This window comes from Actinotalea alkalitolerans (genome assembly GCF_023369855.1).
Taxonomy (GTDB): Bacteria; Actinomycetota; Actinomycetes; order Actinomycetales; family Cellulomonadaceae; genus Actinotalea.
In genome coordinates, this window is sequence record NZ_JAMBPP010000006.1 from 24330 (window position 1) to 44064 (window position 19735).

At 70.8% G+C, this 19735-nt stretch carries 19 protein-coding genes; 11 read left to right on the forward strand and 8 right to left on the reverse strand.

Translation table 11 applies throughout. From position 1 onward, the window contains the following. Window positions 1-48 precede the first annotated feature (48 nt). The 4 genes from M1R94_RS08665 to M1R94_RS08680 all read right to left on the reverse strand — a co-directional run bounded on the left by M1R94_RS08665 (window position 49) and on the right by M1R94_RS08680 (window position 4712). A complete protein-coding gene (locus M1R94_RS08665) occupies window positions 49-1434 on the reverse strand; it encodes a NosD domain-containing protein (protein WP_249381290.1) in 1386 nt (461 codons plus the stop codon). A 100-nt stretch (window positions 1435-1534) separates the two neighbouring features. Continuing rightward, complete coding sequence (locus M1R94_RS08670) at window positions 1535-2374, reverse strand: carbohydrate ABC transporter permease (protein ID WP_249381291.1); 840 nt, start codon at window positions 2372-2374, stop codon at window positions 1535-1537. Then, window positions 2371-3258, reverse strand: coding sequence for a carbohydrate ABC transporter permease (locus tag M1R94_RS08675; RefSeq protein WP_249381292.1), 888 nt, complete (start codon window positions 3256-3258; stop codon window positions 2371-2373). Before M1R94_RS08675 ends, M1R94_RS08670 begins: the two co-directional genes overlap by 4 nt. Window positions 3259-3353: 95 nt before the next feature. Then, window positions 3354-4712 (reverse strand): ABC transporter substrate-binding protein, encoded by a 1359-nt coding sequence (locus M1R94_RS08680; RefSeq protein ID WP_249381293.1) that lies wholly within the window; start codon window positions 4710-4712, stop codon window positions 3354-3356. A 355-nt stretch (window positions 4713-5067) separates the two neighbouring features. On the opposite strand from M1R94_RS08680, the gene M1R94_RS08685 reads away from it, so the two are divergent. The 4 genes from M1R94_RS08685 (at window position 5068) to M1R94_RS08700 (ending at window position 9005) form a co-directional block, all read left to right on the forward strand. Further along, window positions 5068-6354 carry a glycoside hydrolase family 32 protein gene (locus tag M1R94_RS08685; RefSeq protein ID WP_249381294.1) on the forward strand — a complete coding sequence of 429 codons (1287 nt, stop codon included), beginning with the start codon at window positions 5068-5070 and terminating at the stop codon, window positions 6352-6354. Between the two features lie 149 nt (window positions 6355-6503). Next, on the forward strand, window positions 6504-6962 hold the full coding sequence (locus tag M1R94_RS08690) for a hypothetical protein (protein WP_249381295.1): 459 nt from the start codon (window positions 6504-6506) through the stop codon (window positions 6960-6962). Between the two features lie 57 nt (window positions 6963-7019). Then, window positions 7020-8291 carry an alpha/beta hydrolase gene (locus M1R94_RS08695; protein ID WP_249381296.1) on the forward strand — a complete coding sequence of 424 codons (1272 nt, stop codon included), beginning with the start codon at window positions 7020-7022 and terminating at the stop codon, window positions 8289-8291. A gap of 54 nt (window positions 8292-8345) precedes the next feature. After that, on the forward strand, window positions 8346-9005 hold the full coding sequence (locus M1R94_RS08700) for an SRPBCC family protein (RefSeq protein ID WP_249381297.1): 660 nt from the start codon (window positions 8346-8348) through the stop codon (window positions 9003-9005). 10 nt (window positions 9006-9015) lie between these two features. Here M1R94_RS08700 and M1R94_RS08705 read toward each other — a convergent pair whose 3' ends face one another. Both M1R94_RS08705 and M1R94_RS08710 read right to left on the reverse strand, forming a co-directional pair. Next, window positions 9016-10197: a PP2C family protein-serine/threonine phosphatase gene (locus tag M1R94_RS08705; RefSeq protein ID WP_249381298.1), complete on the reverse strand. Its 1182-nt coding sequence runs from the start codon at window positions 10195-10197 to the stop codon at window positions 9016-9018. Between the two features lie 8 nt (window positions 10198-10205). Next, window positions 10206-10910, reverse strand: coding sequence for an alpha/beta fold hydrolase (locus tag M1R94_RS08710; protein ID WP_308199895.1), 705 nt, complete (start codon window positions 10908-10910; stop codon window positions 10206-10208). Window positions 10911-11107: 197 nt separating this feature from the next. Here M1R94_RS08710 and M1R94_RS08715 point away from each other — a divergent pair, with 197 nt between their 5' ends. The 3 genes from M1R94_RS08715 (at window position 11108) to M1R94_RS08725 (ending at window position 14784) form a co-directional block, all read left to right on the forward strand. Continuing rightward, window positions 11108-12547, forward strand: a complete 1440-nt coding sequence (locus M1R94_RS08715; protein ID WP_249381299.1) for a sensor histidine kinase — start codon at window positions 11108-11110, stop codon at window positions 12545-12547. After that, window positions 12544-13230 carry a response regulator gene (locus M1R94_RS08720; RefSeq protein WP_249381300.1) on the forward strand — a complete coding sequence of 229 codons (687 nt, stop codon included), beginning with the start codon at window positions 12544-12546 and terminating at the stop codon, window positions 13228-13230. Before M1R94_RS08715 ends, M1R94_RS08720 begins: the two co-directional genes overlap by 4 nt. Before the next feature lie 129 nt (window positions 13231-13359). Further along, a complete protein-coding gene (locus M1R94_RS08725) occupies window positions 13360-14784 on the forward strand; it encodes a TrkH family potassium uptake protein (protein ID WP_249381301.1) in 1425 nt (474 codons plus the stop codon). Between the two features lie 72 nt (window positions 14785-14856). Here the strand turns inward: M1R94_RS08725 and M1R94_RS08730 are convergent, their stop codons facing one another. Further along, window positions 14857-15000, reverse strand: coding sequence for a hypothetical protein (locus M1R94_RS08730; protein WP_249381302.1), 144 nt, complete (start codon window positions 14998-15000; stop codon window positions 14857-14859). Between the two features lie 56 nt (window positions 15001-15056). Here M1R94_RS08730 and M1R94_RS08735 point away from each other — a divergent pair, with 56 nt between their 5' ends. From M1R94_RS08735 to M1R94_RS08745, 3 genes are read left to right on the forward strand one after another with little or no spacing between them, the layout of a single operon-like run. After that, window positions 15057-16286, forward strand: coding sequence for an MFS transporter (locus M1R94_RS08735; protein ID WP_249381303.1), 1230 nt, complete (start codon window positions 15057-15059; stop codon window positions 16284-16286). Between the two features lie 4 nt (window positions 16287-16290). Next, on the forward strand, window positions 16291-16626 hold the full coding sequence (locus M1R94_RS08740) for an ArsR/SmtB family transcription factor (protein WP_249381304.1): 336 nt from the start codon (window positions 16291-16293) through the stop codon (window positions 16624-16626). A gap of 41 nt (window positions 16627-16667) precedes the next feature. Beyond that, window positions 16668-17066 carry an antibiotic biosynthesis monooxygenase family protein gene (locus M1R94_RS08745; protein ID WP_249381305.1) on the forward strand — a complete coding sequence of 133 codons (399 nt, stop codon included), beginning with the start codon at window positions 16668-16670 and terminating at the stop codon, window positions 17064-17066. 9 nt (window positions 17067-17075) lie between these two features. On the opposite strand, the gene M1R94_RS08750 is transcribed toward M1R94_RS08745, so the two are convergent. Then, the gene (locus M1R94_RS08750) at window positions 17076-17741 is read right to left on the reverse strand and encodes a TetR/AcrR family transcriptional regulator (protein WP_249381306.1); all 666 of its coding nucleotides are present in this window, start codon (window positions 17739-17741) and stop codon (window positions 17076-17078) included. 302 nt (window positions 17742-18043) lie between these two features. On the opposite strand from M1R94_RS08750, the gene M1R94_RS08755 reads away from it, so the two are divergent. Next, window positions 18044-19708: an ABC transporter substrate-binding protein gene (locus M1R94_RS08755; protein ID WP_249381307.1), complete on the forward strand. Its 1665-nt coding sequence runs from the start codon at window positions 18044-18046 to the stop codon at window positions 19706-19708. Window positions 19709-19735 lie beyond the last annotated feature (27 nt).

Below are 19735 nucleotides of genomic sequence, written 5' to 3' on the forward strand. Positions count from 1 at the left end.
AGCGTGAAGTGTGTGGACAGGCTAGCGACTCACCCGTCCCGAAGGAGATCACCGCCCCGTCCCGAACAGGTCCGCGCCCCGCGGCGCCGCGGGGCCGGCCCCGATCGCCGGGGTCGGCCTGAAGGCATTGACGGCCCTGTCCATGACGACCTGGTGATCGGCTCCCGAGTCCAGGACGACGTTGTCGCGGGACTGGGCGTCGATCAGGACGGTGACCACGGCGAGCTCTCCCGACGCCTCGGTGGCCAGCAGGGCGTCCACCTGTGCGGCGAAGCAGGAGTCCCCTGTGGCGACGCGGACGTCCTTGGCCACCACATGGTTGTTGGCGACGTAGTTGCCGCTGCCCGAGACCACGTGCACGATCACCGGCGTCGCTCCCGACGGCCTGATCTTGCGGGCATCGACGACCTCCGAGAAGTGATTCCCGATGACCGAGTTCTGCCCCCCCTCGATGACGAGGATCCCGTAGGGGTCGTCCAGGCCGTTGTCCACGCCCACGAAGGGTGCCCACGGTTCGTCGTCGCGCAAGAGGTGGTTGGAGGTGATCAGGTTCTCCGAGGATCCCGCTCGGAGAACCACCATGCCGGGGTAGAACGAGTGCATGCGGTTGCCGGAGACGAGTGAGCGCGTGACACCGGCGAGCTCGATGCTGCTGGCTCCGCGGGGGAAGATGTTGTTGGAGGCGATCAGCAGTCCGCCGTGGTTCTCTGCGAGCACCGCTGGCCCGTGGAAGCCCGCTCCGATCAGGTTGTCGGTGACCTTCGAGGCCTGCCCCCAGCCGCGCAGCTCGATGCAGCTGCCGCACTCGGCGACGAAGTTGTCGTGGACGGACAAGGCGTCGGCATGGTGGATCACCAGGCCGTGCTCCAGGTAGACGAGCCCCATGCCGGTGATGCGGAGCGAGTCGTTGGCGCTCGCCACGCGGATGCCGGTCTTCCCGTTCCGGTAGGTGTTCGCGGCGGGCATGCCAGAGCCGTCTTCGCAGAAGCGGAGCCCGTCGATGCAGAAGTTGGCGAACTCGACCGAGCTGACTCGAGGGCTCCCGGGGCGCTCGACCAGGAACGCGGCTCCCGAGGTGTCCCCTGCGTCGTCCTGCGGTGCGAGGTCGACCAGCACCCGGCTCCCGCCCGGCCACAGCTCCTGCAGGTGCCGCCACTCGTCCTGGGGCACGTTGAAGCGGATGCTCGACGAGGTGAAGCCGTGCCCGGAACCCTCGATCCTGAGGTAGCTGATGTCGATCAGCACCTGCGTCCGCAGGCGGTAGTCCCCGGGCGGGATGTAGATCACCGCGCCTGGTCTGCCGCCGTCGCGCACGTCAGTGGCCGTCTGCCGGCTCTTGATGTCGGCGATGATGCTGTTGATCACCTCGCCGATGTCCTCGAGGGGGTCGCCGGTCGGCCACGTCGTGACGTCGTAGCAGTTGGTGCTGGCCAATGTCCTGCCCTTCCTGGGGAGATCGCTCGCACATGCGCAGGCGTGGTGCTCGGGGTTTCCCGGACGGCGACGCCCGGTGTCGACTGACCCCCGGACTCGCTCAGCCCTTGACCGCGCCAAGGGTGAGGCCGGCGACGATGTGCCGCTGGAGGACGAGGGTCAGAAGGATCACGGGAACGGAGTAGAGAGTCGCGAGGGCGGTCATCGGGCCCCAGTCGAGACCGAACTGGGTCTGGAAGTTCGCGATGACGATCGGGGTGGTCTGCGCCCTGACCGCGGTCAGGAGAAGAGCGAAGAGGAACTCGTTCCAGGAGGCCAGGAAGGCGAAGATCGCGGTCACCGCCATGCCACCGGAGACCACCGGCAGGATCACGCGCCACAGGGCGGTCAGCCGGGAGCAGCCATCCACTCGTGCAGCCTCGTCGAGCTCGGAGGGGACAGCCTCGAAGAAGCTCGCCATCAGCCAGATCGACAAGGGCAGCGAGATGGTCGTGTGGGCGATCGCGAGGCCGGTCGGGGTGTCGGTCAGGCCGAGGTAGGCGATGGTCGACATCAGCGGGACGCCGACCGCGACGGGCGGGACCATGCGGGTGACGAGCGCGGCCATGATGAAGACGCGGCCGACCCGGGTGCGGAACCGTGTGATCCCGTAGGCGGCGGGCACGCCCAGAGCCAGGCTGAGCACGGTGCTGATCGTCGCGGTCGAGACGGAGTTGATGAACGACGCGATGACCCCGGAGCGCTGCAGGGCGGCGCCGTAGTTCTCGAACGTCCACACGGGCGGAAGGATCGTCGGAGGCACGGCGTTCGTCGCCAGCGGGGTCTTGAACGACGTCAGCAGCAGGTAGATGAACGGGAGGCCGTACAGCACCACGACCGCGGTCAGCAGCGCCCAGAGCAGCGCGCGGGTCACCGGTCGGCGGGTCTCCAGGCCGTTCACAGGTCCGCTCCCGGCCGCCAGATGAACCAGACCGCCGCAGTCGCGACCGCCAGCATGGCCAGCAGGTACAGGGTGCCCATCGCACTGGCCAGGCCGGGCTCACCGAACCGGATCATCGTCTGGTAGATGAGCAGGCTGAGGGTCTGCGAGGCGTTCTGCGGACCACCGCCGGTCTGGATCAGGATGATGTCGAACGCCTTGGCCGCGTCGATGCCGCGGACGATGAGGGCGACCGCGATGACCGGGCGCAGCAGGGGCACGATGATCCGGACCAGCATCGTCCAGGCTCTCGCCCCGTCCAGTCGCGCCGCCTCGAGCAGGTCGCCCGGGATGTTCTGCAGCCCGGCGAACAGGACGAGCGTCATGAACGACGTGGTCAGCCAGATGTCCGGGATGGCCACCGCCCACAGGACGATGTCGGGGTCGGAGAGCCAGCCGATCTGCGTCGGTGAGTCGAGCAGGCCTGCCCGGAAGAGCAGGTGGTTGACGATCCCCGAGTTGTCGATGAGCAGGAACCGCCACAGCAGACCGGCGACCACGGGGGCGATCATCAGCGGGTAGAGGAAGGCCGTGCGCAGCACGGAGGATCGCCGACCCAGCGCACTGAACAGCAGGGCCGTGGCCAGGCCGAGGACGAACTCGGCCGTCACGACGATCGCGGTGTATCCCAGGGTGCGTCGGGCCGCACCGAGGAACGACTCGCTGGTCAGGATCTGGGCGTAGTTGGCCAGCCCGACGAAGTCGCGCGGTCCACCCCTGATGGGCGAGATGTCGAAGAAGCTGTCGGCGACGAGCCGTCCGAGGGGCCAGGCGACGAAGGCGGCGAGGAACAGCGCGGCCGGCGCCATGAGCAACGCGGCGAATCGTTTGTCCGAGAGGTGCACGTCGAACCCTTCCCGCTCCGGTGCGGTGGTCGTGGGTGTGTGGGTGGCTGCTGGCGGCCGGCCGGTGTCGGGGGACCGACCGGCCGCCGGTCCCGTCAGCCGAGGATCGCTTCGACCTGCGCCTTGGCGTCGTCGAGCAGCTGCTGGTTGTCGGCGCCACCGGCGACGGCGGCCTGGAGCATCGGGATCAGGACGGTGTCGACGATCTGCTGCCACTTGTCGGTGGCCGGTCGGGGCATGGTCCCGTCGGCCTCGAGCGTCTCGATGAGCGGGGCGAGGTTCTCGTGACCCTCCACGCCGACGAGCGACTGGAGGGCGGACTTCGTGGCGGCCAGGCCCAGCGCGGTGTCCAGGCCGAGCGCGTTGTTGTCGAACGCGAACTGGATGAACTCCTTGGCGAGCTCGGTGTTCTTGGTCGCCGTCGGGACCGAGAGGTACCAGGCGCCGGGCACGCCGGCGAGCCCGCCGGGCCCGGCCGGCATGGGAGCGACGCCGACCTTGCCGAAGACCTCAGAGTCCTCGGGTGTCTGGGTGTAGGCGTGGGCCCAGAAGCGCATCATGGCCGTCTGGCCCTGGTAGAACAGGTTCTGCGCCGCGGCCCAGTCGATCTGTGCGGCCCCCTGCGGGGCGGACCCGTCCTCGAGCAGGGGAGCGACGTAGAAGTCGAGGGCGGCCTTGTGGGCGGCATCGTTGATGATGACGTTGCCGTCGGCGTCCAGGACCATGCCGTCAGCGCCGGCCTGCAGCACGCTCGCCAGCCACTCGGTCTCCACGGCGCCCTTGACGTCGGTGCCGTACAGATCGGTGGCACCGTCCCCGTCGGTGTCACGGGTGAAGAACGTGGCGACGTCGCGGTACTCCTCCCACGTGGTGGGCGCCGCGAGCGGGTAGCCGTACTCGGCCTCGAAGGCGGTCTGCTCGGCCGGGTCCTCCAGCAGGTCAGCCCGGTAGAACAGGACCTGCGCGTTGGTCCACACCGGCATCCCGATGTACCGGCCATCGACGCTGGCCTCCTCGAGGAGCGCGGGGAACAGGTCAGCGGTGACGTCGTCGGTGAACATCTCGTCCAGGGACTCGACCCCGTCGGCGAACGCCGGGAGCCAGATCGCGTCCAGCGCCGCCACGTCGAAGGAGACACTGCCCGAGGCCAGCTCGGTGGACAGTCGGTCGTACAGGCCACCGTAGGGAAGCTCGACGAACGTGACCTCGTTGCCGGTCTCGGACTTCCAGGCGTCGGCCACGGGCTGCAGCTCAGCCAGGCCACCGCCCTCGACGAGGACGGTGATCGCACCGCTCGCGGCAGCGCCTTCGGCGCCGTCGTCCGAGGTGTCGTCGTCGGCGCCGCCTGCGCCGCAGGCGGTCAGGGCTAGGGCGGCGCTCAGGGTGAGGGCCATCGCGCCGGACGTCGCGCGTCGGCGCGACGGACGGGCGGCGGGAAGACTGCACAGCTTCATTGCGTGAGCTCCTTGTCGGCAGTGGGTGGCGGACCGGCTTGCGCCGGAGCCAAAACGTTCTGCCCAAACGTTTTGGCGAAGTTAACATCGGCCGGTCGAGAGGGTCAAGAGGGTGGTTCGCGCCGTGACCACATCGTGACCCACCGTCGCCCCGGTGTCCCGGCGATGCCGAGACGTCGGCCACCAGCCGCGCCGAGCGAGCAGCCGGATCGAGCGCGGCGCCTCGCTGCGCGCGTGACTTGACGGGCCTCCCCTCGGTGCCCCACGCTGGAGCGCAAACGATTTGGCACGCCTCAGTGCCGATCCGTCACCGCCCGCGTGGACGAGGGCCCACAGCTTCGAAGGGAACGACGAGGTGGACATCGACGTCACCCGGCCACGACTGCACTTCACCGCGCACGAGGGCTGGATCAACGACCCGCTGGGGTTGACCTTCCACGGCGGGCGCTACCACCTGTTCTTCCAGTACGTCCCGGGCCAGACGCAGTGGGGCCCGGACCAGTGCTGGGGGCACGCGACCAGCGACGACCTCCTGCACTGGACCGAGCAACCCGTCGCACTGCAGCCCGGTGACGGCGACGACGGGGTGTGGTCCGGCTCCATCGCCGTCCCGGACGTCGGCCCGGCCGCGCTGTTCTACACGACGGTGAACCTGGACGACGTCCAGGTCGGCAAGGCGCGCCTGGCCCGCCCGACGGACGAGACCTGGACCTCCTGGGTGAAGCAGGACGTGGTCGCCGAGCTGCCGACCGGCCTGGACGTGGTCGCCTACCGCGATCCCTACGTCTTCCACGACGGGACCGTGTGGCGCATGCTCATGGGTGCCGGCCTGGCCGACGGCACCGCGACCGCACTGACCTACCGCTCCACCGACCTGGAGCGATGGGACTACGACGGCCTGCTCGCCAGCCGCCATCGCACGGAGACCGAGCCGCTGTGGATGGGGGCCGTGTGGGAGTGCCCCCAGCTGTTCCGCCTCGGTGACACGTGGGTCCTGACGTGCTCGGTGTGGGAGCCGAACGTCCCGCACTACGAGGCCTACGCCATCGGTGACCTGGTGGACGGACGCTTCACCGCGCAGTCCTGGGGTCGGCTGAGCTATGGCCCGTCGTACTACGCCGCCTCGGTGTTCGCCGACCACGACGCACACCGCGGCCTCATCTACTGGCTGCGCGATGTCGACGACCCGGCCGGGCGATGGGCCAGCGCGCACTCCGTGCCCCACCGGCTGAGCCTCGCCGGGGATCGAGTCGTCGCAGAACCGCACCCGGCACTGGTCGCCGCGCGGGTGGGCGAGCCCGTCGAGTCTTCCGGCGGGACTCTCGAGATCGGCTGGGTCAGCGACCTCGAGTGGCGACTCACAGGGCCCAGCGTGCAGGCGGTGCTCGTGGTCACTGGCGCCGAGTCAGGCCGCGAGGAGCTCCGTCTCACCGTCTCGGACGGTGAGCTGACAGCCACCGTCGCTGCGAACAGCTGGACCATGCCGCTGACCGACCGGGACGTCCGCGTCCTCGTCGACGGGCCGGTCGTCGAGATCTTCGCCACCACGGGGGTGATGGCGCTCCCCGTCCCCAGTGAAGGACGCCTGCGGGTGGTCACGCTGACCGGGGAGTCCCACCTCACCGCCCACGCACTGGCCTGAGAACGACGAGTCGGAGGGCACGCTGTCGCCGACCTCCGTCACGACGACGGCGTGCGCTCATCGTCCAGGCGCGCCTGTCTCATCGCCACCGAGGGCAAGGGTGGACCTTCGTCCCTGGCGCCGATCGTCGTGCGTGTCAGTTTGGGAGGATGAGCATCGATGCGGTGCAGGTGTCCTCCCCACGCGCGGCACGGATCACGACGCTCGCGCTCCAGGCGCTGACGGCCGTGGGCGCCGCGGCCGGGGTGCAGGGTTTCGTCGTCGGGTCCTTCGATCCGCTGGTGGCCCAGCTCCACGACGCGTGGCCGATCGTGGAGGGCCGCATCATGCCGGCGCTCGCCCTGGGCGCGACAGTCGCACTACCTCAGGCCGGCGCCTTCGTCCTCGGCCTGCGCCGCCACCGGTGGGCCCCTGACGCCGGCCTGGCCGTGGGTGCGGCGCTGGTCGCGTGGGTGACGCTCCAGCTGCCGCTCATCGGCTGGACCTCGCCGGTCCAGTGGGCGTTCGTCGGGATTGGCGTCATGGAGGTGGTGGCCGCCGTCGTCTGGCGCCGCCAGGAAGGGCGATCCACGACCTCGGACCTCGGTCGTGCCGCGCTGTCGGCGTGAGCGGAGGCGAGGGATCGGCGGCTGTGCCGAGCCGGCGGTCGGCGTCGCGGGGCTGACGTGACTGCCCGCGACCCCGAGTCGGAGCGGGCCGGCCGGGCCCGGGCACCAGCGTCGCGGAGCGGACCGACGCGGGCCGCGCTCGGCACGGTCCTCGGGGTGGCCGTCGGGTGGTTGGTCCTGCTGCGCCCCTCGGCGACGCTCGGCACGCGCCTGCTGGCGTGCCTGACGGTGACGGTGGTCGTCAGCGCGACGCTGCTCCTCACGGCGCATCTCGGCATGCGCAGGGCGGGAGCCTGGGTGGCGGTCCTCGTCGGGCTGGTCGGTGGGGTCGGCACGGGCGTGCTGCTCGGCGACGCCGTCGTGCGAGGGGGTTCAGCGGCTGAGGTGGTGGCCGGCGCGGCCGGGCTGGTGGCTGGGGCGGTCCTGGTGGGGTCGGGTGCCGCGGCGCTGCTCGGACCGATGCGTGCTCGTCGGCGGTGGGTGGTCGTGCCCGTCGGCCTGGTGCTGCTGCAGCTCGTCGTCCAACCGGTGCTGGCTGGAGTCCTGGCCTCCGCGAGGCAGCCGATCCCCGCCACCGCCCTCACGCCGGCCGACGTCGGCCTGGAGTATGAGGACCTGCGCCTCGTGACCGCCGACCAGGTCGAGCTCGCCGCCTGGGATCTCCCGTCCAGCAACGGCGCGGCCGTCGTCCTGCTGCACGGTGCCGGCTCCACACGCGCAGCGACGCTGCCGCACGCCGAGGTGCTGAGCCGCTGCGGGTACGGGGTGCTGATGCTCGACGCGCGTGGTCACGGTGACAGCGCCGGCCTGCCGATGGAGCTGGGGTGGTTCGGCTCCGCTGACGTGCGGGCAGCCGTCGACGCACTGGCAGCACGGCCGGAGGTCGACGCGATCGGCCTGGTGGGGTTGTCGATGGGCGGGGAGCAGGCCCTCACCGCGGCCGCCGAGGACCACAGGGTGCGTGTCGTGGTGGCAGAGGGAGTCGGACGCCGATCAGCCGCGGACGCCCAGGCGGCCGGCACGAGCTGGCACGGCAGGCTCGAGCGGACGGTCACCGCCTTGGGGATGGGGATCGCAGACGTCCTGTCGAGCGCGCACCCTCCGCTGCCGCTCCGCGAGGCCGTCCGCGAGATCGCACCGCGGCCGATGCTCCTCATCGCGGGCGCCGGTGAGGACGAACAGGTCCGCTGGTACCGCGAGGCTGCGCCGGGCGCCGTGGACGTCATCTCCTTGCCCGGTACGGCCCATGTCGGGGCGCTCGCCGAGGACGAGGAGTGGTGGCGGACGACGGTCTGCGGTCGGCTGGACGTCGCGCTCGCCGAACCCTGACCTTCGACCATGACGAGCGAGAAGCGGAACACCCAGTGACCCAGGAGGTGTGCGATGTACCCCACGTGGCGGGTTGTCGTCGGTGTGGCAGCGGTCGCGGCGACTGTCGAGATCGGCCTCATCCATCTCGGCCTCACGTACGGATCGAGCGGGGAGGAACGGCGCAGGCGACTTCCCGGTGACGACCTCATCCCTGATGCGGGCGTTCAGACCGACCACGCCATCACCATCGACGCACCACCGTCTGCTGTGTGGCCCTGGCTGGTACAGATGGGCTGGGGCCGCGGTGCCTGGTACACCGCTCGATGGGTCGACCGGCTGCTCTTCCCGGCCAACGGGCCGAGTGCGGAACGCATCGTGCCGGAGCTCCAGGACATCTCCGTCGGTAGGTTCATCCCCGACGGCAAGCCGGAGACGGAGACAGGCCTCTATGTCGTGGCGCTGCAGCCCGAACGAGCGCTGGTCCTCCGGTCCAACAGCCACCTGCCCATGAGCTGGCGCGAGAGGGCGATGGTCGACTGGACGTGGACCTTCGTGCTGACCCCCGTCGATGGCGGGCGCACCCGCTACCACTTCCGTTCGCGGTGGGTCACCGCGCCCTGGTGGCTCACGCTCGGCAGCTGGCTGGGCATCGTGCCGGCGGACTTCGTGATGGCACGTGACCACCTCAGGGGAGTGAAGGAACGCGCCGAGAGGCTTGCTCTGGCTGCGTAGCGGTCGACGGTCAGTTCACCGCGACCGTGACGACGGCGATGTCGTCGCGTGCGTTGTCGGACTGGTACGCCATGACGTCGGCGAGGATCGCGCCGGTCACGTCCGCAGCGGTCCCGCGGTGCTCGTCGATGACGGCGACCAGGCGTGCGTTGCCGTAGAAGTGGCCACGGCGTCGACCCTCGGTGACGCCGTCGGTGAAGAGGACGAGCGCGTCGCCGGGCCCGAGCGTGACCTCGGTGTCGGTGAACCTGACGCCGGGCAGGGCGCCGAGGAGCGGACCGTACTCGCCCACGGTGACAGGCTTGCGTCCCGGTCGGCGCAGCAGTGGGAGCGGGTGGCCGCCGCAGGCGACCGTCGCCGACCACGTCTCCGCGGTGCGGCGTAGTCGCACGAGCACCGCGGTGCAGAAGCGGTCGGTCTCAGCGTGGTGGAGCACCGTGTCGAGGGTGTGCAGGACGTCACTGGGGGAGTCGTGGTCGACCGATGCGGCACGCACCGTGTAGCGCGCGAGCGCGGTGACGACGGCGGCCGCGGCGCCCTTGCCCTGAACGTCGCCGAGCGCGATGACCCAGTCGTCGGTCGAGATCTGGAAGACGTCGTAGAAGTCGCCGCCGACCAGGCGCCCATCGCCCGCGGGCCGGTACGCGGCGGCGACGTCCAGGCCGGGGATGTGCGGCGGCGCCGGTGGGATCAGGGTCTGCTGGAGGGTCTGTGCGAGCTGGAGCGCACGCGCCTCGGACTCCTCGGCGCGGCGCTTGGCCGCGAGCACCTCCTGCTCGTAGCGACGTCGCTCGGTCGCATCGAGGACCGCCGTCCTGATGCCGCGAGGGGTGCCGTCGACGTCGCGGTCGAGCACCGAGTTCACGAGCACGGGCAGTCGTCGGCCGTCGGGGCACACGATCTCGAGCGCGATCTCCCGGGCAGTGCCCTGCAGGCGCAGGGTGGGTGCGTAGTGGGTCTCGTGGTAGATCCGGCCGCCGACGGTCAGCAGCTCGATGAACCGGCGCCGGCCGACGAGGTGCTCGCGTCGGTGCCCGGTCCACGAGAGGAACGTCTCGTTGACCCGCACGATCAGACCGTCGGGCGTGGTCGAGAGGTAGGCGAACGGTGCGTGGTCGTACAAGAGCGCCAGGTCCTGGAGGAGGGCCTCCTGGAGGGCGGCGTCAGAGCCCTCGCCCGGTGGGGTGGACACGGGCCGGCTCAGCCGCGGACGAAGGCGGAGATCGCGGCCGTCGTCGCCTCGGGTGCGCTGAGGTTGGGGCAGTGGCCGGTCGCGTCGAGCAGCACGAGCTGGGCACCGGGGATCGCGTCGCGGACGTACTCGCCGACGGCGACAGGGGCGATGGCGTCGTCGGTGCACTGCAGGACGAGCGTCGGCACCGTGACGCCGGCCAGGTCGGCGCGGTTGTCGGACAGGAACGTCACGTGCGCGAACCGGCGTGCGATCTCAGGGTCGGCTCGGCAGAAGCTCGCGGTCAGCTCGGCACCCAGCGCCGGGCGGTCGGGGTTGCCCATGATCACCGGGGCGATCGCGCTGGACCAACCCAGGTAGTTGCTGTCCAGCGACTCGAGCAGCTCGGCGATGTCCGCCTCGGTGAAGCCCCCGGTGTAGCCGTCGTCGTCGGTGTACCGCGGTGAGGGACCCACCAGGACGAGCTTGTCGAAGCGGTCGGGCTCGGCGGTGGCGGCGAGCACCGCGATCATCGCCGAGACCGAGTGACCCACCAGGACGACGTGCTCGAGGTCGAGCTCGTGGACGATCGCCAGGACGTCCTGGGCGTAGCCGTGCAACGACCCGTGCCGCACCGGGTCGTACGCCGCGAGGTCGGAGCCGCCCGCGCCGACGTGGTCGAACGTGATGACGGTGAACGCATCCTCGAACTGCGGGGCGACGTGCCGCCACATGTTCTGGTCGCACCCGAACCGTGGGCGAAGACGATGGGCTGAGCCCCGGGCACCCCCGTGATGCTGACGTTGTGTCGATCGACCATGCCCATGCGCTGAGGCTAGCCGCTCGAGTACCAGGGCCATCGGCACCTTGCTGGCACGCTGGGTGGGTGATCTCCACCGCGCAGGTGACGAGTCAAGACCGTCACTCGGTCTTGAGCAGGCGACGTGGCGCCCTGAGCGTGCGCCGCACGGTGACGGGTTGGGCTCTCGCGCTGGCTGGTCCTCCTGCGTTGACCGCGGTGCTGCTGCAAGAGCGAGACGTCCTCGGTCTGGCGAGCGACCTGATGATGTTCTTCACCCTCGTGGTGACGACGGCGCTCATCGGAGGGCTGGCGCCGTCCCTGTCCTGCGCGCTGCTGGCGGCCTGGCTGCTCAACTACTTCTTCACCGAGCCCACCGGTGGGTTGACGATCGCCGACCCGGAGAACGCCCTCGCCCTCGTGGTGTTCGCGTTGGTCGCGACCGCCGTGGCGTCCGTCGTCGGTCTGGCTGAGCGGCGCCGGGCCGATGCCGGGGAGGCACGGGCGGAGGCCGCCGCCCTTGCCGATCTCTCCCGCGCTGTGCTGGCTGGCCGGGACACCCCCGAGGGGATCGTCGAGGAGCTGGTGAAGCGGTTCGACGCCGGCACCGGTCTCGTGCTGCACCGCGACGCCGCCGGTCCGTCGGGCTGGACCACGGTCGCCTCCTACCCTTCGGGGGCACCCGCCACTCCTGAGGTGTCGTTGGGGGACGTCGTCCCGAACCGCGTGGCGGGTGACGTCGCGCTGGCTCTGCCGGGACACCGGCTCACCGCGGCCGACGGGCGGGTGTTCACCGCGTTCGCCGAGCAGGCCGCCGTGGTCCTGGACCGGGCGCGCCTTCGCCGGGAAGCCGACCGGGCGCGAGAGCTGGAGCACCTGAACGCCGCTCGAACCGCCATCCTGACCGCCGCGTCCCACGACCTCCGGACGCCGCTGGCGGCGGTCCGTGCTGCTGTGGACGGTCTCGGCGCGCACGGGCCTGCGCTCGACGAGGAGGACCGGGCTTCGCTCCTCGACGCGGTCGAGGTCGGTACTGCACGGCTCGAGCGGCTGACCGACAACCTGCTGGACCTGTCCCGACTGCAGATGGGAGCTGTGCACCCCCAGACCAGCGCCGTCAGCCTCGAGGAGGTCGTCCCGCTCGCTCTGGAGGGGCTCAGCCCGGACGCCATCGTGCTGGACCTGCTGGACGACCTCCCGCTGGTCCTGACCGATGCCGGGCTCCTGGAGCGGATCGTCGCCAACCTCGCCGCGAACGCGGTCCTGCACGGCCCGTCGGGCTCGCCGGCCCGCGTGACCGCGAGAGTTCGTGGTGATCGCATGGTCATCGCGGTCTCCGACTTCGGCCCGGGGATGCCTCACGGTGAGGTTCAGGGCGCCTTCGCGGCCTTCGAGCGCCTCGGCTCGCACGAGCGACGACGACCGTCCGGTGGCCTCGGCCTCGGGCTGGCGGTCGTCCGTGGCCTCGCGGACGCGCTCGGCGTCGAGGTCGAGGCGCGTCAGACACCCGGCGGAGGGCTGACGATGGAGGTCTCCGTCCCGCTCGCAGGCACCGGGGAGGGCGCGCCATGACCGGACCCGTGGTGCTCGTGGTCGACGATGACGCTGCTCTGCGGCGCGTGCTGGGGATCCAGCTGCGCGCCCACGGCTGGTCGCCGGTCCTGGCCCGGGACGGTGACGAGGCCGTCGAGCTGGCCAACCGCGTCGGGCCCGACGTCATCGTCCTCGACCTCGGGCTGCCCGACCTCGACGGGGTGGACGTCATCCGGCGGCTCCGGGAGACCATGATCACACCCATCGTGGTGCTGTCGGCGCGCCAGGGGGGTGGCGACAAGGTGCTCGCGCTGGACGCCGGGGCCGATGACTACGTCACCAAGCCGTTCGGGGTCGAGGAGCTCTTGGCGCGCCTGCGGGCGGCGGTGCGCCGAGCAACCCCGGCCGACGACCGGGAGGGTGCGGTCGTCCGAGCCGGGGCTCTGGCGATCGACCTGGCCGCCAAGCGAGTCCACCGCGGTGCCGTCGAGGTCAAGCTCACACCCACCGAGTGGTCGATGCTCGAGGTCCTGGTGCGTCACCGGGGCGAGGTGGTCTCCGGCCCGGACCTGCTCCGAGAGGTCTGGGGACCGTCCTACCGGACGGAGAGCAACTACCTGCGCGTCTACGCCGCCCAGCTGCGCCGCAAGCTCGAGGAGGACCCGGCCCACCCGGTCCACCTGGTCACGCGGCCAGGCCGTGGGTACTTGTTCGAGGCGTAGGCGTTAGGGAAACGTCAAGATCCGGGCCCACCCCCGCGCAGGCTGCGCTCAGGCCACGCCGGTGCCGGTCACAGTGAGAGGTCAGCCGTCCATGAGTGGTCGGCGCCTGCACCGTGGAGCCGCGCCCAGATGTCCCGTCCTTTCGCTGCTTCAGCCGCGCCCAGTGAATCGTCATGGCTGACGCGGACCGTCACAGGCCGGCTCCCGGACCTCCAGGGCCGCCCTGACCGCGGCTTCGCGCGCCGCCCCGGCCTGGTGATCGTCGCCGGCTTCGCGGGTGCCGTCCTCGTCGCGACACTGCTGCTGCTCCTCCCGGCCGCGTCGGCCGAGCGGCCCGCCACCGTCCTCGAGGCGCTCTTCACCGCGACCTCGGCGGTGTGCGTCACGGGCCTGGTCGTCGTGGACACCGCGACGCACTGGACGGGGGTCGGGCAGGCCCTCATCCTGCTGTTCATCCAGGTCGGCGGGCTGGGGATCATGACCCTGGCGACCCTGCTGGGCCTGCTCATCTCCCGGCGCCTTGGCCTGCAGTCCCGGCGCGTGGCGGCAGCGTCCACCCGCAGCGTCGGCATGGGAGACGTCCGCACGGTCCTCTTCGGCGTCGCCCGCGCCACTCTCATCGTCGAGGGCGCCACCGCGCTCGTGCTCACGATGCGCTTCGCCGCCGGCTACGACATGCCCATGGGCAGAGCCCTGTGGCACGGCGTGTTCCACTCGGTCTCAGCGTTCAACAACGCCGGCTTCGCCCTGTACAGCGACAGTCTCATCCCGTTCGCGACCGACCCGTGGGTGTCCCTCCCCATCGCGATCGCTGTCATCCTCGGCGGGCTCGGCTTCCCCGTGCTGCTCGAGCTGCACCGGCAGCACCGCAGGCCCAAGCGCTGGAGCATCCACACCAAGATCACCGTTCTGATGACGCTGATCCTGCTGGTCGGCGGTTGGGTGTTCATGCTCGCCACCGAGTGGAACAACCCCTCGACACTCGGTGCGCTGGACACGCCTGGCAAGCTCCTCGCCGGCTTCTTCCAGGGCGTCATGCCCCGCACCGCGGGCTTCAACAGCCTCGACACAGCCGCCATGAGTGACGGCACCCTGCTCGGAACCGTCGTGCTCATGTTCATCGGCGGTGCGCCCGCCGGCACCGCGGGCGGCATCAAGGTCACCACCTTCGCCGTCCTGCTCGTCGTCATCTGGTCCGAGCTCCGCGGTGACCCCGACGCGACGATCTTCGACCGCCGGATGACCCCCGCCATCCAGCGTCAAGCCCTGTCGGTCGCCCTCCTGAGTGTTGCCACGGTCATCGTCGCGACGATGGTCATCACCACCACCTCGGAGTTCGGCGTCAACGAGACCCTCTTCGAGGTCGTCTCCGCGTTCGCCACCGTCGGGCTCTCCACCGGCATCACCGACGACCTCGCCCCCCCACATCAGCTTCTGCTCGTCATCCTCATGTTCATCGGGCGCCTGGGACCGGTGACCCTCGGAGCCGCCCTCGCCGTCCGCGAGCGGCAGCGCCTCTTCCGCATGCCCGAGGGGGCGCCGATCGTGGGCTGAGGACCGCCGTGACCACCGCTGAGCCCAAGGCCTCCGCTGGGTCCGCCGGCCGTCCGGGCGTCATCGGACGAGTCAGTCTGTGGCGCAGGCGCGGTCGGCGGATGCTTCGAACGTCGGGACCGGGCGCGCCCCCGCCTCCTCGGGCGTCGTCGCCAACCCGTTGCGGTCGATGTCCTGGATCAGCCAGTCCATCTCGGCGAGCCAGGAGGAGGCCATGGAGGAGCTGCGTGACCTGATATTGCGTACTCGCGCAAGTATGCAAGACTGCTGTGGTGCTCAGACTGCCGACCGATCGGAACTACCGGCGGTTGTTCGCCGCGCAGGCGATCTCCCTTGCCGGTACGGGCCTGGCCACCGTGGCGCTGGGTCTGCTGGCCTACGCCATCGCGGGCAAGGGCGCGGGCCTGGTGCTGGGGACGGTCTTCGCGATCAAGATGGCCGCGTACGTCGCTGTCGCACCCGTCGCTGCGGCGCTCGTGCACGCCGCGCCCCCGCGTCTGGTGCTCGTCCTGGCCGACCTCGCGCGGGTGGTGGTCGTCCTCGGCCTTCCCTTCGTGACGTCGGTGTCGCAGGTCTACGTGCTGGTGCTCGTCCTCCAGGCGGCGTCGGCCGTGCACACCCCGACCTACCAGGCCCTGCTGCCACGCGTGCTGCCCGACGTGCCCCGCTACACCCAGGCACTGTCGCTCTCCAGGCTCGCGGAAGACCTGGAGATGCTGCTGTCCCCGCTGCTCGCCGCAGCTCTGCTCCTCGTGGTGCCGAGCTCGGGACTGTTCGTCGGAACCGCAGCGGGCTTCGCGATCTCGGCCGTCCTCGTGATGCGCAGCACACTCGGCCGTGCCCCCGCCGCTGCCCGGTCACAGCCCTTCGGGCGACGGGCCCTGCGTGGGGTGGAGCTGATGGTCCGCACCCCCGCACTGCGGGCCGTGCTGGTTCTCAACGTCGCGGTCGCGGCCGGCGGCGCCTACGCGCTCGTGCAGTACGTGGTCATCGCCCGCGCTGTCTTCGACCGTGGAGACGGCACCGCCGCCCTGCTGCTGGCGGCCCTGGGTGCCGGGTCCATCGCCGTGGCGGTGCTTCTCCCACGGGCGCTCGAGTCCATCCCTGAGCGGACGCTGATGCTCGGCGGCGCTGGACTGGTCACCGTGGCAACTGCGGCCATCGGTGCGGCGCTCGCGGTGCCCGGGCTCGCAGGTCTCCTCCTCGTCGGTGCCCTGTTCGCTGTGGTCGGCGGCGGATGGGCGGCCGCCGAGACTCCGATGGGGCGGATCATCACCCGGTGCGTCCCCGACCACGACCAGCCGGCTGTCTTCGCCGCGCAGTTCTCCCTCTCCCACGCCTGCTGGCTCATCACCTACCCGGTCGCCGGGTGGCTCGGGACGGTCAACCTCCTTGCAGCCGCAGCAGGCCTCGCGGTCGTGGCGGGCCTCGCGGTGGCCGGCACCGCGACCCTCTGGCCGCGCCGCACCGGCCCGCGGCGCGTGCATGCCGTGGCAGGGTGACGTCGTGAGCGTCTCGGAGCCGGAGCCCGTCGTCCCACCTGACCTCGACACCGCCGTCGACGTGCTGCGGCTGCTCGCCGACCAGACCCGGCTGTCCATCCTGCACCTGCTCCACGATCGCGAGCTGTCGGTCGGCGCCATCGCGGACGAGCTCGACCGGCCCGTGCCGGCGGTCTCCCAACACCTGGCGCGGCTGCGCGCCGGTCGGCTGGTCCTCACCCGACGTGACGGCGCCACGGTGTACTACCGGCACGCCAACGAGCACGTCGACGCCCTCGTACGCAACGTCCTCCACCAGGCCGAGCACCTCCACTACGACCACCCGCCGCACCACCGGTAGGCGTCGTGGCTCACGGCGGTGTCCGGGAGGAGGATGAGGGCATGAGCATCGTGAAGATCAACGCGATCACCGTCCCCGAGGACAGCGGTGACGAGCTCGCGCGCCGGTTCGCCGCCCGCGCGGGGGCCGTCGACGGGCAGGACGGTTTCGAGGGCTTCGAGCTCCTCGCGCCGACGGACGGCCGGACCACCTGGCTGGTCGTGACCCGCTGGCGGGACGAGGAGGCGTTCGGGGCGTGGATGTCGTCCCCGGCGTTCGGCCACGGGCACAGAAGGGCAGGAGCCGGTGGTGAGGGCGCGGCGCGTACGTCTGGGGGAGAAGGGGTGGCGCAGGGGGCCGGCGAGCAGCGCCCCGTCGGCATGAGCAGCGAGCTGTGGTCCTACCGGGTGGCCGGCGGCTCGGACGGGGGCGCCGAGGGCGACGGCGGCAGCGAGGGCTGAGTCCCCGGATCAGGCTCGGGGTGCGGCCGAGGCCCTGGCTGAGCCCAGGTCGAGGGGCAGCTCCTGCGGGGAGAGCGCCCGGGCAGCGATGGCCTCGATGGCGAAGGCGCTCGCCTCGGCCAGCTGGACGTCGTCAGGGGTGAGGAGCCACTGGACCTGGAGGCCGTCCATGACAGCGAGGATGCTTGCGGCGGCCAGGCCGAGGGTGTGCGGAGTGGTGAGGCCTCGCTCGACGCAGATGGAGGTGAAGGCGTCGACGATCTCCTGGCGCAGCGTCCGGTAGCGCTCTTCGAAGTAGGGGCGGCCCGGGTGGTCGTCCGTCACGGACTCCGCGGAGAGGACGGCGTACGCCTGGACGATGCCGGGACGCGCCTCGTTGGCGAAGGCCGTGCGGACCAGGTGGCGGAAGAGCTCGACGCCCTCGGGGATGTGTGCACCCTCGAGGTCGGCGACGTCCTCGGCGTCCCGGAGCTTCAGGACCTCGAGGAGCAGCTGATCCTTCGAGCCGAAGTGGTGCAGGATCCCGGCGTGCGTCATGCCGACCTGCTCCGCGATCTCGGTCAGCGGCCCGTTCTTGAAGCCCTTGGCCCCGAACGTGGTTGTGGCCGCGTGCAGGATCTCGGTGCGCTTGACGAGGGTCGTGGCTCGGGCGCGGGGAGCGCGCCGTTCGGTCATCGCGTCCTCGCCCTCCCTCTGGGTGTCCGTGCCACGGCTCGCAGGTGCGTGCCGTGGCCCGTCCTGCACGATCGAGTGTAGGCCGCCCGCACGGCCGTCGAGACGGGCTTCGGCACGAGCCGGCCACGGCCCTGACCTCCCTCTCCGCGCGTCCCAAGGTCACGGTTCAGCATCAACGTGATCCCCTGGCCGGCCGGTGTTTACAACTTACTGACAAGTCGGTAAGTTCTGGCTCGCGCCTCATCGTGGAGAGCGCCAGGGGCCGCGGCAGCACCGCATCCCCGCACATCGAAGGAGAAGCAATGAGGCTACGGACCTCCCTCGTCCCCCTGAGCGTCGCGACAGCGCTCCTGCTCGCCGCCTGCTCGTCGGGCGGGAGCGGCACACCCGACCCAGACGCCCCTCGATCGGGCGCCGCCCTGACGATCGCCAAGCCGGACGGCGCGATCACCACCGAGTCCCACAACCCCTACCTGGGCGACTCGTCCGCCTCGAAGTACGGGTACGCCAAGGTGATCTTCGAGCCGCTCGCACTCGTGAACCCCACGGGCGACCTTGGCACCACCCCGTGGCTCGCCGAGTCGGTGGAGTGGAACGACGACTACACCGAGGTCACGGTCGTCCCGCGCAGCGGTGTGACGTGGAGCGACGGCACCGACTTCACCGGTGACGACATCGTCTTCACCTTCGACCAGTACCTCGACGGCACGCTCACCGACACCTCGGGGCTGGGCTACCAGGGCGCGACGGTCGACGGCCAGGCCATCACCCTGGAGTTCGAGGAGTCGATGTACACCGCGCAGTCGCGGGTGCTGCACACCCCGATCGTGCCCCAGCACATCTGGGAGAACATCGCCGACCCCAACACCGACCCGCTCACCGAGGACGGCCTGGCCGTCGGCACCGGCCCGTACGTGCTCGACTCCTGGTCGACCGAGTCCGTGACCCTCACCGCGAACCCTGACTACTGGGGCGGCGAGCTGGCGGTGCCCCAGCTGCACTACGTCTCCTACGGCGACAACGCCGCCCTCACCACCGCGCTCGTCTCGGGCGAGGCCGACTGGGCGCAGGCGTTCATCCCGCAGATCCAGGACAGCTACCTGGCCGCCGACGAGGACAACCACTTCCTCGTCTCACCCACCGCAGGTGCCGGCACGCTGTTCATGAACCTGCAGACCAAGCCGTTCAACGACGTGGCGCTGCGCGAGGCGCTCGCGTGGACCATCGACCGTCAGGCCTACGTCGACGTCGCCCGTGAGGGCGCGAGCGAGGCCGTCTGGCACGCCACCGGGCTGGGCGCCGTGCTGGAGGACGAGATCATCCCCGAGCTCGAAGGCGCGTCGTACTCGGTCGACATCGACAAGGCCCGGCAGATCCTCACCGACGCCGGCTACACCTGGCAGGGCGAGGCCCTGACGGACCCCGACGGAGAGCGGGTCTCGTTCTCGATCTCCGTGCCCGCCGGGTGGAGCGACTGGAACACCGAGCAGGCGCTGATCGCCGAGGAGCTCAACGAGGCGTTGGGCATCGAGGTCATCGTCGACCAGCCCGACTGGGGCGGCTGGGACGCCGCCCGCCAGGAGGGCACCTTCCAGGCGATCATCCACTGGCTCGAGGACACCGGGAACGCGTACGGGATGTACACCTCGACGATGGACCCCAAGTGGATCGTCGACGACCGGGCGCAGTTCAACTTCGGTCGCTTCGAGGACCCCGCGGTCACCGCCGCGCTCGACACCTACGCCACCGCGTCCTCCGACGACGAGCGGGCGGCCGCCTCGGCCGTGCTGCAGAAGGCGTTCGTCGAGAACGTGCCGGCCATCCCGCTCGGCTCGCACCCGCTGCTCGGCGAGTACAACACCCGCAACTACGTCGGGTGGCCGACCGAGGAGGACCAGTACGCCTCCGCCGACCCGACCCAGCCGGCGATCGTCCAGGTCCTGGTGAACCTGGAGCCCGCCAAGTAGTCCGGGTCCATGACGGGGCGGGTGCCG

Excerpts from the sequence above, each read along its gene's own strand:
- M1R94_RS08710 (WP_308199895.1), bottom strand. The coding sequence starts at position 10,910 with ATGTGGCGGCACGTCGCCCCGCAGTTCGAGGATGCGTTCACCGTCATC.
- M1R94_RS08745 (WP_249381305.1), top strand. The coding sequence starts at position 16,668 with ATGAGCATCGTGAAGATCAACGCGATCACCGTCCCCGAGGACAGCGGT.
- M1R94_RS08750 (WP_249381306.1), bottom strand. The coding sequence starts at position 17,741 with ATGACCGAACGGCGCGCTCCCCGCGCCCGAGCCACGACCCTCGTCAAG.
- M1R94_RS08730 (WP_249381302.1), bottom strand. The coding sequence starts at position 15,000 with ATGGCCTCCTCCTGGCTCGCCGAGATGGACTGGCTGATCCAGGACATC.
- M1R94_RS08700 (WP_249381297.1), top strand. The coding sequence starts at position 8,346 with ATGTACCCCACGTGGCGGGTTGTCGTCGGTGTGGCAGCGGTCGCGGCG.
- M1R94_RS08680 (WP_249381293.1), bottom strand. The coding sequence starts at position 4,712 with ATGAAGCTGTGCAGTCTTCCCGCCGCCCGTCCGTCGCGCCGACGCGCG.
- M1R94_RS08755 (WP_249381307.1), top strand. The coding sequence starts at position 18,044 with ATGAGGCTACGGACCTCCCTCGTCCCCCTGAGCGTCGCGACAGCGCTC.
- M1R94_RS08725 (WP_249381301.1), top strand. The coding sequence starts at position 13,360 with ATGTCCCGTCCTTTCGCTGCTTCAGCCGCGCCCAGTGAATCGTCATGG.
- M1R94_RS08690 (WP_249381295.1), top strand. The coding sequence starts at position 6,504 with ATGAGCATCGATGCGGTGCAGGTGTCCTCCCCACGCGCGGCACGGATC.
- M1R94_RS08720 (WP_249381300.1), top strand. The coding sequence starts at position 12,544 with ATGACCGGACCCGTGGTGCTCGTGGTCGACGATGACGCTGCTCTGCGG.